Annotated in this window: 13 protein-coding genes; 10 read left to right on the top strand and 3 right to left on the bottom strand. The window is 64.9% G+C overall.

Features of this window, described 5'->3' with window-relative positions:
* Positions 1-121 precede the first annotated feature (121 nt).
* Genes metH through hisG form a run of 4 tightly spaced genes read left to right on the top strand, consistent with a single transcriptional unit; the run spans position 122 to position 5556 of the window.
* Positions 122-3691: a methionine synthase gene (gene metH, locus H292_RS0100230; protein WP_027498510.1), complete on the top strand. Its 3570-nt coding sequence runs from the start codon at positions 122-124 to the stop codon at positions 3689-3691.
* On the top strand, positions 3684-4376 hold the full coding sequence (locus tag H292_RS0100225) for an HAD family hydrolase (protein WP_019666278.1): 693 nt from the start codon (positions 3684-3686) through the stop codon (positions 4374-4376). The genes metH and H292_RS0100225 overlap by 8 nt, the downstream gene beginning before the upstream one ends.
* Positions 4373-4654, top strand: coding sequence for a phosphoribosyl-ATP diphosphatase (locus tag H292_RS0100220; RefSeq protein ID WP_094620656.1), 282 nt, complete (start codon positions 4373-4375; stop codon positions 4652-4654). Before H292_RS0100225 ends, H292_RS0100220 begins: the two co-directional genes overlap by 4 nt.
* 50 nt (positions 4655-4704) lie before the next feature.
* Entirely contained in the window at positions 4705-5556 is an 852-nt protein-coding gene (gene hisG / locus H292_RS0100215; protein ID WP_020110075.1) for an ATP phosphoribosyltransferase, read from the top strand.
* A 9-nt stretch (positions 5557-5565) separates the two neighbouring features.
* Here the strand turns inward: hisG and H292_RS0100210 are convergent, their stop codons facing one another.
* Together H292_RS0100210 and H292_RS0100205 are read right to left on the bottom strand one after the other, a co-directional pair.
* Positions 5566-6435 carry a thioesterase family protein gene (locus tag H292_RS0100210; RefSeq protein ID WP_020110074.1) on the bottom strand — a complete coding sequence of 290 codons (870 nt, stop codon included), beginning with the start codon at positions 6433-6435 and terminating at the stop codon, positions 5566-5568.
* On the bottom strand, positions 6414-7274 hold the full coding sequence (locus H292_RS0100205; RefSeq protein ID WP_027498509.1) for a RecB family exonuclease: 861 nt from the start codon (positions 7272-7274) through the stop codon (positions 6414-6416). The genes H292_RS0100210 and H292_RS0100205 overlap by 22 nt, the downstream gene beginning before the upstream one ends.
* Positions 7275-7429: 155 nt before the next feature.
* Between H292_RS0100205 and H292_RS0100200 the strand changes: the two genes are divergently transcribed.
* Positions 7430-8386: a tRNA (adenine-N1)-methyltransferase gene (locus H292_RS0100200; protein WP_020110072.1), complete on the top strand. Its 957-nt coding sequence runs from the start codon at positions 7430-7432 to the stop codon at positions 8384-8386.
* Between the two features lie 4 nt (positions 8387-8390).
* Here the strand turns inward: H292_RS0100200 and H292_RS0100195 are convergent, their stop codons facing one another.
* A complete protein-coding gene (locus tag H292_RS0100195; protein WP_020110071.1) occupies positions 8391-8891 on the bottom strand; it encodes a hypothetical protein in 501 nt (166 codons plus the stop codon).
* Between the two features lie 180 nt (positions 8892-9071).
* Here H292_RS0100195 and arc point away from each other — a divergent pair, with 180 nt between their 5' ends.
* From arc to prcA, 5 genes are all read left to right on the top strand, one after another.
* Positions 9072-10844, top strand: coding sequence for a proteasome ATPase (gene arc, locus H292_RS0100190; RefSeq protein WP_026347981.1), 1773 nt, complete (start codon positions 9072-9074; stop codon positions 10842-10844).
* A gap of 96 nt (positions 10845-10940) precedes the next feature.
* Positions 10941-12440, top strand: coding sequence for a depupylase/deamidase Dop (gene dop / locus H292_RS0100185; protein WP_019666270.1), 1500 nt, complete (start codon positions 10941-10943; stop codon positions 12438-12440).
* Positions 12441-12537: 97 nt separating this feature from the next.
* Entirely contained in the window at positions 12538-12732 is a 195-nt protein-coding gene (locus tag H292_RS0100180) for a ubiquitin-like protein Pup (RefSeq protein WP_019666269.1), read from the top strand.
* Positions 12729-13628 (top strand): proteasome subunit beta, encoded by a 900-nt coding sequence (gene prcB / locus H292_RS0100175; protein ID WP_019666268.1) that lies wholly within the window; start codon positions 12729-12731, stop codon positions 13626-13628. Before H292_RS0100180 ends, prcB begins: the two co-directional genes overlap by 4 nt.
* Positions 13625-14416, top strand: a complete 792-nt coding sequence (gene prcA / locus H292_RS0100170; protein ID WP_020110070.1) for a proteasome subunit alpha — start codon at positions 13625-13627, stop codon at positions 14414-14416. Before prcB ends, prcA begins: the two co-directional genes overlap by 4 nt.
* Positions 14417-14441: the final 25 nt, after the last annotated feature.

Below are 14441 nucleotides of genomic sequence, written 5' to 3'. Positions count from 1 at the left end.
GTGTTCTGTATCGTCGTTGTCGGCGGGTTGGTTGCCGTCGAGGTTTCGGGGACTCACCACGACAGCCTACGACCAGGCTGCGCCGTGAGGGGCACAGCCACGCGCCCATTACTCTGTAGGGATGCCTGCGCTACACAGAACCAGCCTGCTCGATGCGATTCGCAGTCGCGTTGTCATCGGTGACGGGGCAATGGGCACGATGCTGCAGGATGCGAACCTGACGCTGGACGATTTCCTCGGACTCGAGGGCTGCAACGAAATCCTCAACGACACGCGCCCGGATGTCCTACGGGAGATACACCGCGCGTACTTCGATGCCGGTGCAGACGCGGTCGAGACCAACACGTTCGGGTGCAACCTCCCCAACCTCGCCGACTACGACATCTCGGATCGGATCCGCGAGTTGGCCGAGAAGGGAACGCGCCTCGCCCGCGAAACGGCCGACGAGATGGGACCCGGACGCGACGGGATGGAGCGGTTCGTCCTGGGATCGATGGGTCCGGGAACGAAGCTTCCGACGTTGGGGCATGCGCCGTTCTCAGTGTTGCGGGACGCGTACGTCGAGGCAGCGCTCGGCATGATCGACGGCGGCGCCGACGCCATCCTGGTCGAGACGTGCCAGGACCTGCTTCAGGTCAAAGCCGCGATCATCGGCAGTCAGCGCGCGATGGACAAACTCGGCGTGCGTATTCCGATCATCACGCACGTGACCGTCGAGACGACCGGGGCGATGCTTCTCGGTAGCGAAATCGGTGCTGCGTTGACGGCGCTGGAGCCACTGGGGATCGACATGATCGGTCTGAACTGCGCGACGGGTCCTGCCGAGATGAGCGAGCATCTGCGCCACCTGTCGAAGCATTCGACGCTCCCGGTGTCGGTCATGCCGAATGCCGGTTTGCCGACGCTCGGTCCTCGCGGAGCCGAGTATCCGTTGACGGCGCCGGAACTCGCCGACGCGCTCGGTGGTTTCGTGTCCGAGTACGGCCTGTCTCTCGTCGGTGGGTGCTGCGGAACCACGCCGGAGCACATCCGTCAGGTCGCGGACCTCGTCCACGGTGTCGCGAAGGCCGACCGGGCGCCTGCACCCGAGCCCGGCGTGGCATCGCTCTACTCGGCTGTGCCGTTCGAGCAGGACGCCAGCATCCTGATGATCGGCGAGCGGACGAACTCCAACGGGTCCAAGGCATTTCGCGATGCGATGATCGCCGAGGACTACGAGAAGTGCCTCGACATCGCCAAGGATCAGACGCGCGACGGTGCACACATGCTCGACCTCAACGTCGACTACGTCGGACGCGACGGTGCGGCCGACATGTCCGCGCTCGCATCACGATTGGCGACGGCGTCGACACTTCCGATCATGCTGGACTCCACCGAACCTGCAGTTCTGGAGGCAGGTCTCGAACACCTCGGCGGCCGCAGCGCCGTCAACTCCGTCAACTACGAGGACGGCGACGGACCGGATTCGCGCTTCCAGAAGATCATGAAGCTCGTCAAGGAGCACGGCGCGGCAGTCGTCGCATTGACGATCGACGAGGAAGGTCAGGCCCGCACGGCCGAGTGGAAGGTGCGCGTCGCCGATCGGTTGATCGAGGACATCACCACCAACTGGGGCCTGTCCCACGAGGACATCATCGTCGACACGTTGACGTTCCCCATCTCCACCGGTCAGGAGGAGGTCCGGCGAGACGGCATCGAGACCATCGAGGCAATTCGGCAGCTCAAGGCCAAGTACCCCAAGGTGCACACCACACTCGGTCTGTCCAACATCTCGTTCGGTCTCAACCCGGCAGCGCGTCAGGTCCTGAATTCGGTGTTCCTGCACGAGTGCACCGAGGCCGGACTGGACACTGCGATCGTCCACGCGTCGAAGATCCTGCCGATGAACAAGATTCCGGACGAGCAACGCGAAACCGCGCTCGATCTCGTGTACGACCGCAGGTCCGAGGGGTACGACCCGCTGCAGAAGCTGATGCAGCTGTTCGAGGGGGTCTCGGCGGCGTCTGCGCGCGAGTCCCGGGCCGAGGAGCTGGCGCGGCTGCCACTGTTCGAGCGACTCGAGCGCCGCATCGTCGACGGTGAGAGAAACGGCCTCGACGTCGATCTCGATGCCGCGATGGGCGAGAAGCCACCGCTCGAGATCATCAACGAGACGCTGCTGTCCGGCATGAAGACCGTGGGTGAGCTGTTCGGATCGGGTCAGATGCAGTTGCCGTTCGTCCTCGCCTCCGCCGAGGTGATGAAAGCCGCTGTGGCATACCTGGAACCACACATGGAGGCCACCGACGACGACGGCAAGGGGCGCATCGTGCTCGGAACCGTCAAGGGCGACGTCCACGACATCGGCAAGAACCTGGTCGACATCATCCTGAGCAACAACGGATACGAGGTCGTCAATCTCGGTATCAAACAACCGATTGCCACCATTCTGGAAGCGGCGATCGACAAGCGCGCCGACGTCATCGGCATGTCCGGGTTGCTCGTGAAGTCCACGGTCGTCATGAAGGACAACCTGATCGAGCTCAACAACAAGGGTGTTGCCGAGCAGTTCCCGGTTCTGCTCGGTGGGGCCGCGTTGACGCGGTCCTACGTCGAGAACGATCTTCAGGACGTCTATCAGGGCGATGTCCACTACGCCCGCGACGCGTTCGAGGGTCTACGGCTGATGGACACCATCATGACCACCAAACGAGGCGGGGGACCGGCCCCGGACAGTCCGGAGGCGCTCGAAGCCAAGGCGAAGGCCGAGGAACGGAAGGCGCGTCACGAGCGCTCGCGCCGAATCGCCGAGCAGCGGAAGGCGGCCGAGGTTCCCGTCGTCGTTCCGGAACGGTCCGACGTGGCGATCGATGTCGAGACTCCTGTGCCGCCGTTCTGGGGCACCCGCATCGTCAAGGGCGTGTCGTTGTCGGAGTACTCGGGTCTGCTCGACGAGCGCGCGCTCTTCCTCGGGCAGTGGGGTCTGCGCGGCGCTCGCAAGGGTGAGGGAGCGACGTACGAGGATCTCGTCGAGTCGGAGGGCAAGCCGCGGCTGCGGTACTGGCTGGACCGCCTCAGTACGGACGGCATTCTCGCCCACGCGGCGCTGGTGTACGGCTACTTTCCTGCGGTGTCCGAGGGCGACGACGTGATCGTCCTCACCGAGCCGAATCCTGATGCGCCCGAACGCTTCCGATTCACCTTCCCGAGGCAGCAGCGGGACCGTTTCCTGTGCATCGCGGACTTCGTTCGGTCGCGAGAGCGTGCTCGCGACACCGGTCAGGTCGACGTGTTGCCGATGAACCTGGTGACGATGGGCCAGCCCATCGCGGACTTCGCCAACGAACTGTTCGCGGCGGATTCCTACCGCGACTACCTCGAGGTGCACGGTATCGGTGTGCAGCTGACCGAGGCGCTCGCCGAGTACTGGCATCGCCGCGTCCGCGAGGAGCTGAAACTCACGGGTGGTCGAAGCGTCGCCGAGGACGATCCCGAGGACGCGGAAGGCTTCTTCAAGCTCGAATATCGCGGCGCTCGTTACTCGTTCGGCTACGGTGCGTGCCCGGACCTCGAGGATCGCGTCAAGCTCGCGGCACTGCTCGAACCGGAACGTATCGGCGTGAAGCTGTCGGAAGAACTGCAGCTGCATCCCGAGCAATCCACCGACGCATTCGTTCTTCACCACCCGGAGGCCAAGTACTTCAATGTCTGACAACTCGTCTCTGCAGGGCGTCCTGTGGGACATGGACGGCACACTGCTCGACTCGGAGAAGATCTGGGACGTTGCAGTTGCGGAACTGTCCGTGACCCACGGGCGTGAGCTCACCCCCGAGGTTCGCGAGAGCACGCTCGGCAACTCCATGCGCGGCGCGCTGACCAAGGTCTTCGTGCACACCGGCACCGACGTCACCGAGGAATCGCTCGCCGCTGGACGCGACTGGCTGACCGCCCGTGTGTCCGAACTGTTCGCCGAAGGCATCCCGTGGCGTCCCGGCGCCAAGGACGCGCTGGCGCTCGCCCGCGACATCGGGCTGAGGACCGCACTGGTCACCAACACCGAACGCGGACTCGTCGAGAACGCGTTGGACACCATCGGGCGTGAGTACTTCGACTTCACCGTCAGTGGCGACGAAGTCGACGAAGGCAAGCCGCATCCGGCGCCCTATCTGAAGGGCGCTGCACTGCTCGGCCTCGACCCGTCGCAGTGCCTCGCGGTCGAGGACTCTCCGACCGGGTCGCTGTCGGCTCACCGAGCAGGATGCTCCGTACTCCTCGTGCCGTCGGAGGTTGCTGTGGCGGCGTCTCCGGGCTACGTCGTACGCGAATCGCTCGTCGGTCTCACGGCCGACGACCTCCGCTCGGCATGGTGCGATGCACGGCGTCCCGCGTCGTCATGAAAGAATCTTTCACCGTGAAGACCTTCGATTCCCTGTTCGCCGAGCTGACCGACCGCGCTGCCACCCGCCCCGAGGGCTCCGGCACCGTCGCTGCGTTGGATGCAGGCGTGCATGCGCAGGGCAAGAAGATCATCGAAGAAGCGGGTGAGGTCTGGATCGCCGCCGAGCACGAAGGCGACGAAGCGCTCGCCGAGGAGATCTCGCAGCTGCTGTACTGGGTCCAGGTGCTGATGGTGGGTCGGGGCCTGACGCTCGACGATGTCTACCGACATCTGTGAACAGTGTGCACACGTTCACCGTCTGACTTTCCCGATCTAAGGACCTCGCAATGTTGCGTGTAGCAGTTCCCAACAAGGGCGCCCTCTCCGAGTCCGCAGCCGAAATTCTCAAGGAGGCCGGCTATCGTCGCCGCAGCGACTCGAAGGACCTGACCGTCCTCGACAACGCGAACGGCGTCGAATTCTTCTTTCTCCGTCCCAAGGACATCGCGATCTACGTCGGTTCGGGTCAACTCGACCTGGGCATCACCGGCCGCGACCTCGCACTCGATTCCGGGGCGCCGGTGGAGGAGTTGCTCGGTCTCGGCTTCGGTCGCTCCACCTTTCGGTACGCGGGACCTCAGGGCAAGGAGTGGTCGACGGCAGACCTGAACGGGCTGCGAATCGCCACGTCCTATCCGAACCTCGTCAAGGCCGACCTGGCGGCTCGAGGGTTGGAAGCAACGGTCATCCGTCTCGACGGTGCTGTGGAGATCTCCATCCAACTCGGTGTCGCCGACGCCATCGCCGATGTCGTGGAATCCGGCCGCTCACTACGTCAGAACAACCTGGTGGCATTCGGCGAGTCGCTGTGCGATTCCGAGGGAGTGCTCATCGAACGTGAGGGCAGCGATCGCTCCGACAGGACTCGCAAGCAGCTCATCGCTCGCGTCCAGGGCGTCGTGTTCGCGCAGCAGTATCTGATGCTGGACTACGACTGCCCCAAGGCCATTCTCGACGAGGCCGTCAAGATCACGCCCGGAATCGAGTCCCCGACGCTGTCGCCGATGGCCGACGAGAACTGGATCGCCGTGCGTGCCATGGTCTCTCGCAAGGTTCACAACACCGTCATGGACGATCTCGCCGACCTCGGCGCGAAAGCTATTCTCGCGTCGGACATTCGGTCCTGCCGGGCGTTCTGACCGGTTCGGTCAGGAACGGGGACGGACCAGCACGGTCTGGGCGATACGCCCGACCGGTCCGTGCTCGTCGTGGAGTACGCCGGCGGACATGGCCACTCCGTCCGGACCCACGGAGGTCTCGGCCGCGACACCTACCCACTCGCCGTCCGGGATCCGGAACACATGCACGGTGAGGTCCGTGTTCAGGAACGTCCAATGGTCGAGGTCCAGAGATGCACCGACCCCGTTGGCGATGTCGGCGATGGAGAACAGACGCTCGAGCGGGGTCATGGTTTCACCGAGGACCAGAGCGGTCTTCGGGCGCGCCCAGACGAGGCCCGGTCCGTCGGCGTCGATGCTTCCGAGTGCCTGGACCTCGATGTTGTCGAGGTACCCGGACTTCCACCGCCCTCCCCACGAATGCAACGACGCGTCCGTCAGCGGCGCGAGTTGCCGATCCGCGGCATGGGCAACGGCCGCGGTGTCTTCCGTCGTCATCCGCCACGCGGTTCCGCGAGCGACAGCACGGTCCACCCCGGTCGCAGTGGTCGCCCACAACTCGGCCGCGACGAGTTCGATGTTCTTGCCCGGACGCTCCACCCAGGACCTCACCACGATGTCCGCGATGGGAACCGGTCCGAGCAGTTCGACGACCACCCGCGTCACCCGAACGTCGGATCGGGCTTCCACACGTTCGAGAGCACGGAGCAGCAGTGCCGACGGCGGAGCACCGTGCTGCATGGTCGGCGCCCAGAGGCTCGTCGTCCGCTCTGTACTCGAGAACTGCTCTGTACTCGAGAACCGCTCTGTACTCGAGAACCGTTCGGTACCCGGTTCCGCTCGTCCGAGCGGTACGAAGAATGCGTCGGGAATGCCGGTCACGACCGCGCCTCCGGCCAACCCGGATACGCCGGGGGAGTGCCGCCGAACTCGGGACACAGCGCCTGGTGATCGCACCAACCGCAAAGCTTTCCACGTTTGGGCTGAAAATCGCCCGACTTGCCTGCGGCGACGATGGCTTTCCAGATCGCCGAGAGCATCCGCTCGAATCTGATCAACTCACCCTCGTCCGGGGTGTAGGTGAGTGATTGCTTGTCCGCCAGATACATCAGCTTCAGTTGTGCCGGAACGATTCCGCGTAGACGCATGACCACGAGCGCATAGAACTTCATCTGGAACAGCGCCTTCGCCTCGGTGAACTCCCGCGGGGCCTTACCTGTTTTGTAGTCCACGACGCGGACCATTCCGTTGGGCGCGACGTCGATTCGGTCGATGAAACCTCGAAGCGGAGTACCGTCCTCCAGGTCGATCTCGACCCGTTGCTCGCAGGACTCCGGATCGAATCGAGTGGGATCCTCCATCTCGTAATACCCGGCGACCAGGTCCCGAGCCTGGTCCAGCAGAACGGTGCGCTCGTCACCGACGAGCGTGTCCGCGACTTCAGGAGATTCGGCGCACACCCGATCCCACGCGGCATCGACGAGACCGACAGCCGTCTCCGAATGTCTGCTCTCGCTGGGCATTCCGTAGAGCGCCTCCAGTGCGGCGTGCACCACAGTCCCCTTGACCTGCGCCTTCGTCGATTTCTCCGGTATCCGATCTATCGCACGGAAGCGGTACAGCAGCGGGCACTGCTTGTAGTCACCCGCGCGGGACGGAGAAAGGGCCGGTGCGCTCCGCCGGGTCGAGCTGGTGGAGCCGGTTCGGACGGGTGGTGCAGGCACATCGGTGATACTCACGCTCTGCAGACTAAGCCCGTGGACCGACAGATTCACGCAAGGCCGTAGTCTTAGGCGGCCGAGTGTCGGCCCGCCGGGCCCACCGGATCTGTTCTGCAAAGCGAAAGAGGTAGTCGGCTGTGTCTTCCGGGTTTTCGGAGTCTTCGGACGAAACCGTGTTCGGGACTGCTGAACCGTCGGCACAGGCTCCCGAGATGCAGTCGGAGACAGAGACGCAGTCGGAGACAGAGGCGCAGTCGGAGACGGACGACACCCAGGCGCTGTCCACGGGGCCGGCGCGCAGTGGTCCGTTCCGCGTCGGCGACCGCGTCCAGCTCACCGACGGCAAGGGCAGGCACTACACCGTCGTTCTCGACGCGGGCAAGGAGTTCCACACGCACCGCGGTGGAATCACCCACGACGCGCTCATCGGTGCGGACGAGGGAAGCGTCGTCACCTCGGTCAACGGCACCCCGTACCTGGCGCTGCGACCGCTGCTCACCGATTACGTCCTGTCGATGCCACGCGGCGCGCAGGTGATCTATCCGAAGGACGCCGCGCAGATAGTGCACGAGGGAGACGTGTTCCCCGGTGCACGAGTGCTCGAGGCGGGGGCCGGTTCCGGTGCGCTGACGTGCTCGCTGCTGCGCGCCGTCGGTTCGGAGGGCAAGGTCATCTCCTACGAGATCCGTCAGGACCACGCCGACTACGCGGTGAAGAACGTCGAAACCTTCTTCGGTGAGCGTCCGCCCAACTGGGAACTGACCGTCGCGGACATCGACCGTTTCGGGGCGGACCACCCCGGGGAGACGGTCGACCGGGTCGTTCTGGACATGCTCGCGCCATGGGATGCGCTCCCTGCCGTCGCCGAGGCGCTCGTGCCCGGGGGAGTACTGATCGTGTACGTCGCGACAGTCACGCAGTTGTCGAAGGTCGTCGAGACTCTCCGCGGGCAGGAATGCTGGACCGAGCCCAGATCGTGGGAGTCGATCGTGCGCGGGTGGCACGTCGTCGGCTTGGCGGTGCGCCCCGAACATCGGATGCAGGGGCACACCGCGTTTCTCGTCAGTGCACGCAAACTTGCGGCGGGCACAGTGACTCCGAAGCCTCAGCGTCGCTCCGGCAAGGGCTGACGCTCTAGACGCAGGGCGCCTGTCCCATGGCGAGCAACGCGCACGCGGACGCGTCGGAAACCTTCCACTTGCCGTCGATCAGGACCCAGGTGTTGGGCGACGGTGCCGCTGTTCCTCGCGGCGTCGCGATGGCAACGTCCGCGGTGGCAGTTTCGCCCTCCACCGTCGGCTCGGACACGTCGAACGTGATCTCGCCGTAGTTCGCGAGCGCAGCCGTCATCTGTTCCAGGTTCGCGATCCGCGCCTGGCCGTTCTCGATCTCCGCGGCCTTGGTGGCGGCGTCGACATCGGGAGCGACGATGAGGGTCAACGAGTCGGTGAGTTCCGCCGTCGTCGGTGCAGCAACCGCGGCGTCGGCCGTCGTCGTTGCCGCTTCGGTGGTCGACGCAGCGGCGGATTCCGAACTGTGATCGGCGTGATCGGAATCATCGCTTCCACCGCAGCCGGTGACGAGCAGCGCGGTGGCAGCAGCAGCCGCGAACGCCGAGGTGATGCGCTTGTTCACTGGTGAAGCCCCATTTCGAGATAGCGTCGGACCGTGTCGGTCAGGTGAGGCTAACATGGCCGATCCGCCTGTCCGGGGTGCGACCGATCGGTCACAAGTGCGCGGTGCTCGAACGTGTCCACACGCACATTCGTGAAACTGCCGGTAGCGTTGACTGATCTTCACTGGGAGGAGTCGCTCATGAGCTCAACAGACAATCCGGATTCGGCTGCGGCCCGGGCGGAACTCGAGGAGCTACGTGCCGAGGCGGCGTCGCTGAGGCGTCAGCTCGGTGGGCTCGGAGAATCGCCGGAGCGTGTCCGTGAACTGGAGTCCCGCATCGACTCGCTGTCGTTGCGCAACTCCAAATTGATGGACACGCTCAAGGAAGCTCGTCAGCAGTTGATCGCACTGCGCGAGGAAGTGGACCGGCTGGGTCAACCGCCCAGCGGCTACGGCATTCTCATGGCCGTCCACGAGGACGACACCGTCGACGTCTTCACGTCCGGTCGCAAGATGCGCCTCGCGTGCTCACCCAACGTCGAGTCCTCGTCGTTGGCTGCGGGTCAGACGGTACGGCTCAACGAGGCACTCACCATCGTCGAGGCCGGTTCCTTCGAACAGGTCGGCGAGATCAGCACGCTCCGTGAACTTCTCGGAGACGGTTCGCGGGCACTGGTCGTCGGCCATGCCGACGAGGAACGCGTGGTGTGGCTCGCCAAGCCGCTCGTCGACATGGCGAACGACGAGGGCATCGACGACCCGGACGAGCCGTCGCGCAAGCTGCGTCCCGGTGACTCGCTGCTCGTCGACACGAAGGCCGGCTACGCCTTCGAGCGGGTCCCCAAGGCCGAGGTCGAGGACTTGGTGCTCGAGGAAGTTCCGGACGTCGGCTACGAGGACATCGGCGGTCTCGGTCGCCAGATCGAGCAGATCCGAGACGCCGTCGAATTGCCGTTTCTGCACAAGGACCTCTTCCGCGAGTACTCGCTCAGGCCTCCGAAAGGTGTTCTGCTGTACGGGCCGCCCGGCTGCGGCAAGACTCTGATCGCCAAGGCCGTCGCCAACTCGCTCGCCAAGAAGATCGCCGAGGCGCGCGGCCAGGATGCCAAGGAAGCCAAGTCGTTCTTCCTCAACATCAAGGGCCCCGAGCTGCTCAACAAGTTCGTCGGCGAGACCGAACGGCACATTCGGTTGATCTTCCAGCGTGCGCGCGAGAAGGCCTCCGAGGGCACGCCGGTGATCGTGTTCTTCGACGAGATGGACTCGATCTTCCGTACGCGTGGTTCCGGTGTGTCCTCGGACGTCGAGACGACGGTCGTTCCGCAGCTTCTCGCCGAGATCGACGGTGTGGAAGGGCTGGAGAACGTCATCGTGATCGGTGCGTCCAATCGCGAGGACATGATCGATCCCGCGATCCTTCGCCCGGGGCGCCTCGACGTCAAGATCAAGATCGAACGTCCGGACGCCGAGTCTGCGCAGGACATCTTCTCCAAGTACCTGACGGATTCGTTGCCGGTCAACGCGGACGATCTCGCCGAGTTCGGCGGCGACCGGACCTCGTGCGTCCGCGCGATGATCGAACGTGTCGTGGACCGCATGTACGCCGAGAGCGAGGACAACAGGTTCCTCGAGGTCACCTACGCCAACGGGGACAAGGAAGTTCTGTACTTCAAGGACTTCAACTCGGGTGCAATGATCCAGAACATCGTCGACCGCTCCAAGAAGTACGCGATCAAATCGGTTCTGGAGTCCGGTAATCCGGGTTTGCGGGTCCAGCACCTCTTCGACTCCATCGTCGACGAGTTCGCGGAGAACGAGGACCTGCCCAACACGACCAATCCGGACGACTGGGCGCGAATCTCGGGCAAGAAGGGCGAGCGCATCGTCTACATCCGGACGCTGGTCACAGGCAAGAACGCCAGTGCGTCGCGTGCCATCGACACCGAGTCGAACACCGGCCAGTACCTGTAAGGATTCGAGGAGTTCGACGCTGCCCGCGACCGCTGTGACGGTCGCGGGCAGCGTCGGTTCCACGGGCGAACGGCGCGATCACCTAGGCTCGGGGCCATGGAGCGCATCATCGGTATCGAGGTCGAGTACGGAATCTCGTCCCCGACCGAACCCACGGCCAACCCGATCCTCACCTCGACCCAGGCGGTGCTCGCGTACGCGGCGGCTGCGGGAGTTCCGCGGGCGAAGCGAACCCGGTGGGACTACGAGGTCGAGTCGCCGCTTCGTGATGCGCGCGGATTCGACCTGGGTCGTTTCAGTGGGCCCGCTCCCGTCATCGACGCCGACGAGGTCGGCGCCGCGAACATGATCCTCACCAACGGCGCCCGTCTGTACGTAGATCACGCGCATCCCGAGTACTCGGCTCCCGAGGTTCGAGACCCGCTCGACGCGGTGATCTGGGACAAGGCAGGCGAGCGCGTGATGGAGGCCGCGGCGCGTCACGCGTCGAGTGTTCCCGGTGCACCGCGCTTGCAGTTGTACAAGAACAACGTGGACGGCAAGGGCGCGTCCTACGGCACCCACGAGAACTACCTCATGTCCCGCGCGACTCCGTTCTCGGCCGTCATCGCCGGGCTGTCACCGTTCTTCGCCTCCCGCCAGGTCATCACCGGCTCCGGTCGCGTCGGCATCGGCCAGTCCGGTGACGAGTCCGGGTTCCAGTTGTCTCAACGAGCGGACTACATCGAGGTCGAGGTCGGTCTGGAGACGACGCTGAAGCGCGGGATCATCAACACCCGTGACGAGCCGCACGCGGACGCAGACAAGTACCGCAGGCTGCATTGCATCATCGGCGACGCCAACCTCGCGGAGATGGCCACGTATCTCAAGGTGGGTACGACGGCGCTGGTTCTCGACATCATCGAAGCAGGCGTCGATCTGTCCGACCTGCAGCTCGCTCGGCCGGTCACCGCGGTTCACCAGATCAGCCACGACCCGACGCTTCGTCAGACGGTCGCACTGACGGACGGGCGGGAGCTGACCGCCCTCGCGTTGCAGCGGATCTATCACCAGAGGGTGGCGAAGTTCGTTGCAGGCGAGGGCAAGAACGATCCTCGTGTCGCGGACATTCTGGACAAGTGGGCCATGGTTCTCGACCTTCTCGAACGCGATCCGATGGAGTGCGCGAACCTGCTGGACTGGCCGGCCAAACTGCGTCTGCTCGAAGGGTTCCGTCAGCGCGAAGGCCTCGGGTGGTCGGCGCCGCGACTGCATCTGGTCGACCTCCAGTACTCGGACGTTCGGTTGGACAAGGGGCTCTACAACCGGCTCGTCGCGCGCGGGTCGATGGAACGGCTGGTCACCGAACAGCAGGTGCTCGACGCCGTCTCCACTCCGCCGTCCGACACGCGCGCGTACTTCCGAGGCGAGGTGTTGCGTAAGTTCGGCGCCGATATCGCGGCTGCGAGTTGGGATTCGGTGATCTTCGATCTCGGCGGCGACTCGCTGGTGCGTATTCCGACGTTGGAACCGCTGCGTGGAAGCAAATCTCATGTCGGCGAACTGCTGGAAAGCGTGAACACCGCGGCGGAACTGGTGGACCAACTCACGTCCTGAGTCGATTGCCGTCGCGTCTTGACGCCCCATGACGCTCTGTGATCGGTAGGGTGAAGGTCCGAGCAGGTACTGCGATGACGTAAGGAGGTCGACGACTATGGCTCAGGAGCAGACACGACGCTCTGGCGGTGGTGACGGCGACGACGAGGTTCCCGGCGAGGCCGGTGGCGGTCAGGAACGACGCGAGAAGTTGGCCGAAGAGACCGACGACCTCCTCGACGAGATCGACGACGTGCTCGAGGAAAACGCCGAGGACTTCGTCCGCGCCTACGTTCAGAAGGGCGGCCAGTGACGGTGGATCGCAGCGCGAACCCCTCGGCGGCCGATTTTCTGCCGGCGTTCGGCTCGCATCACTCCTCGTTCACCGACCATCTGCGTGATCACGCCCCGCACCTCCTCCCCGAGAGCCGGATGCAGTTTTCCGGCGGTCTGGACGAGCGGGGCCTCACGAGCGACCGCGGAGGAAACCCGGTGCACTCGGACCTGGCACCGCACGGCACGACGATCGTGGCGGTGACGTACGCCGGTGGCGTGCTCATCGCCGGTGATCGCCGTGCCACGCAGGGCAATCTGATTGCCAACAGAGACATGCAGAAGGTGTTCGTCACGGATGAGTTCTCGGCGGCCGGCATCGCCGGAACGGCGGGTATCGCCATCGAACTCGTTCGTCTGTTCGCGGTCGAACTCGAGCATTACGAGAAGATCGAGGGCGTGCCGCTGACGTTCAACGGCAAGGCGAACAAGCTGTCGTCGATGGTGCGGAGCAACCTCGGTGCGGCAATGCAGGGTCTGGCCGCGGTGCCGTTGCTCGTCGGTTTCGACGTGGACATCGCAGATCCCGATCGCGCCGGTCGCATCGTGTCCTACGACGTCGTCGGCGGACGTTACGAAGAACGGTCGGGGTATCACGCGGTCGGGTCGGGTTCGCTGTTCGCGAAGTCGGCACTCAAGAAGCTCTACGCCCCCGGGCTGAGCGAGGACGACGCGTTGCGGGCGGCCGTGGAGTCGCTGTTCGACGCGGCGGACGACGACTCCGCGACGGGTGGACCTGACGTGACCCGCGGGATCTACCCGACCGCGGTGACCATCACCAGTGTCGGCGCCGACGAAGTGGCCGAGGATCGCATCTCGGCCGCAGCTCGCGCCGTCATCGCCGACCGCACGATCGAAGGGGGGACTGCGTCATGACCATGCCGTACTACGCGTCGGCCGAGCAGATCATGCGCGATCGCTCCGAGCTCGCGCGCAAGGGTATCGCCCGCGGTAGAAGCGTCATCGTGCTGTCCTTCGCGGACGGGGTGCTGTTCGTGGCGGAGAACCGGTCGTCGGCGCTGCACAAGGTGAGCGAACTCTACGACCGCCTCGGGTTCGCCGCGGTGGGGAAGTACAACGAGTTCGAGAACCTGCGCAAGGCAGGCATCCTCCACGCGGACACCAAGGGTTACACCTACGACAGGCGCGACGTGACGGGTCGATCTCTGGCGAAGACGTACGCTCAGGCGCTCGGAACCATCTTCACCGAACAGCTCAAGCCGTACGAGGTGGAGATCTGCGTCGCCGAGGTGTCCCATTCCGACGAACCGGTCGCCAGCCAGCTCTACCGGATCACCTACGACGGATCGATCGTCGACGAGCAGGACTTCGTCGTCATGGGTGGCACCACCGAGCCGATCGTCACCGCCCTCAAGGAGTCCTACCGCACCGGGCTCGACTTGGCCTCGGCTGTGAAGATCTCGGTTGCCGCACTCGAGGCGGGCGCAGCACCGGCTGCGTCGCCGGCGGGACAGGGCGGCACGGAGCCGGAGAAGAAGGTGCTCGAGGTCAGCGCTCTCGAGGTCGCCGTGCTGGATCAGGGACGGCCCCGGCGGGCGTTCAGGCGCATCGCCGGAGCTGCGCTGCAGGACATGCTTCCTCGGCGCGACGCCGCCGACCAGGAACCCACGCCCGGGCAGCCGGGAGCGGAGCCCGCGGAATGACCTGAGTAGAGCCGGGAGTGGAGCC

The organism is Rhodococcus sp. 114MFTsu3.1 (assembly GCF_000383555.1).
Lineage (GTDB): Bacteria > Actinomycetota > Actinomycetes > Mycobacteriales > Mycobacteriaceae > Rhodococcoides > Rhodococcoides fascians_E.
The sequence above is the reverse complement of the archived record's forward strand: the minus strand, read 5'-3'. Positions and strand labels throughout refer to the sequence as shown.

Coding starts and splice junctions, on each gene's coding strand:
- hisG (WP_020110075.1), top strand. CDS start 4,705: ATGTTGCGTGTAGCAGTTCCCAACAAGGGCGCCCTCTCCGAGTCCGCA.
- H292_RS0100180 (WP_019666269.1), top strand. CDS start 12,538: ATGGCTCAGGAGCAGACACGACGCTCTGGCGGTGGTGACGGCGACGAC.
- metH (WP_027498510.1), top strand. CDS start 122: ATGCCTGCGCTACACAGAACCAGCCTGCTCGATGCGATTCGCAGTCGC.
- arc (WP_026347981.1), top strand. CDS start 9,072: ATGAGCTCAACAGACAATCCGGATTCGGCTGCGGCCCGGGCGGAACTC.
- H292_RS0100225 (WP_019666278.1), top strand. CDS start 3,684: ATGTCTGACAACTCGTCTCTGCAGGGCGTCCTGTGGGACATGGACGGC.
- prcA (WP_020110070.1), top strand. CDS start 13,625: ATGACCATGCCGTACTACGCGTCGGCCGAGCAGATCATGCGCGATCGC.
- H292_RS0100220 (WP_094620656.1), top strand. CDS start 4,373: ATGAAAGAATCTTTCACCGTGAAGACCTTCGATTCCCTGTTCGCCGAG.
- dop (WP_019666270.1), top strand. CDS start 10,941: ATGGAGCGCATCATCGGTATCGAGGTCGAGTACGGAATCTCGTCCCCG.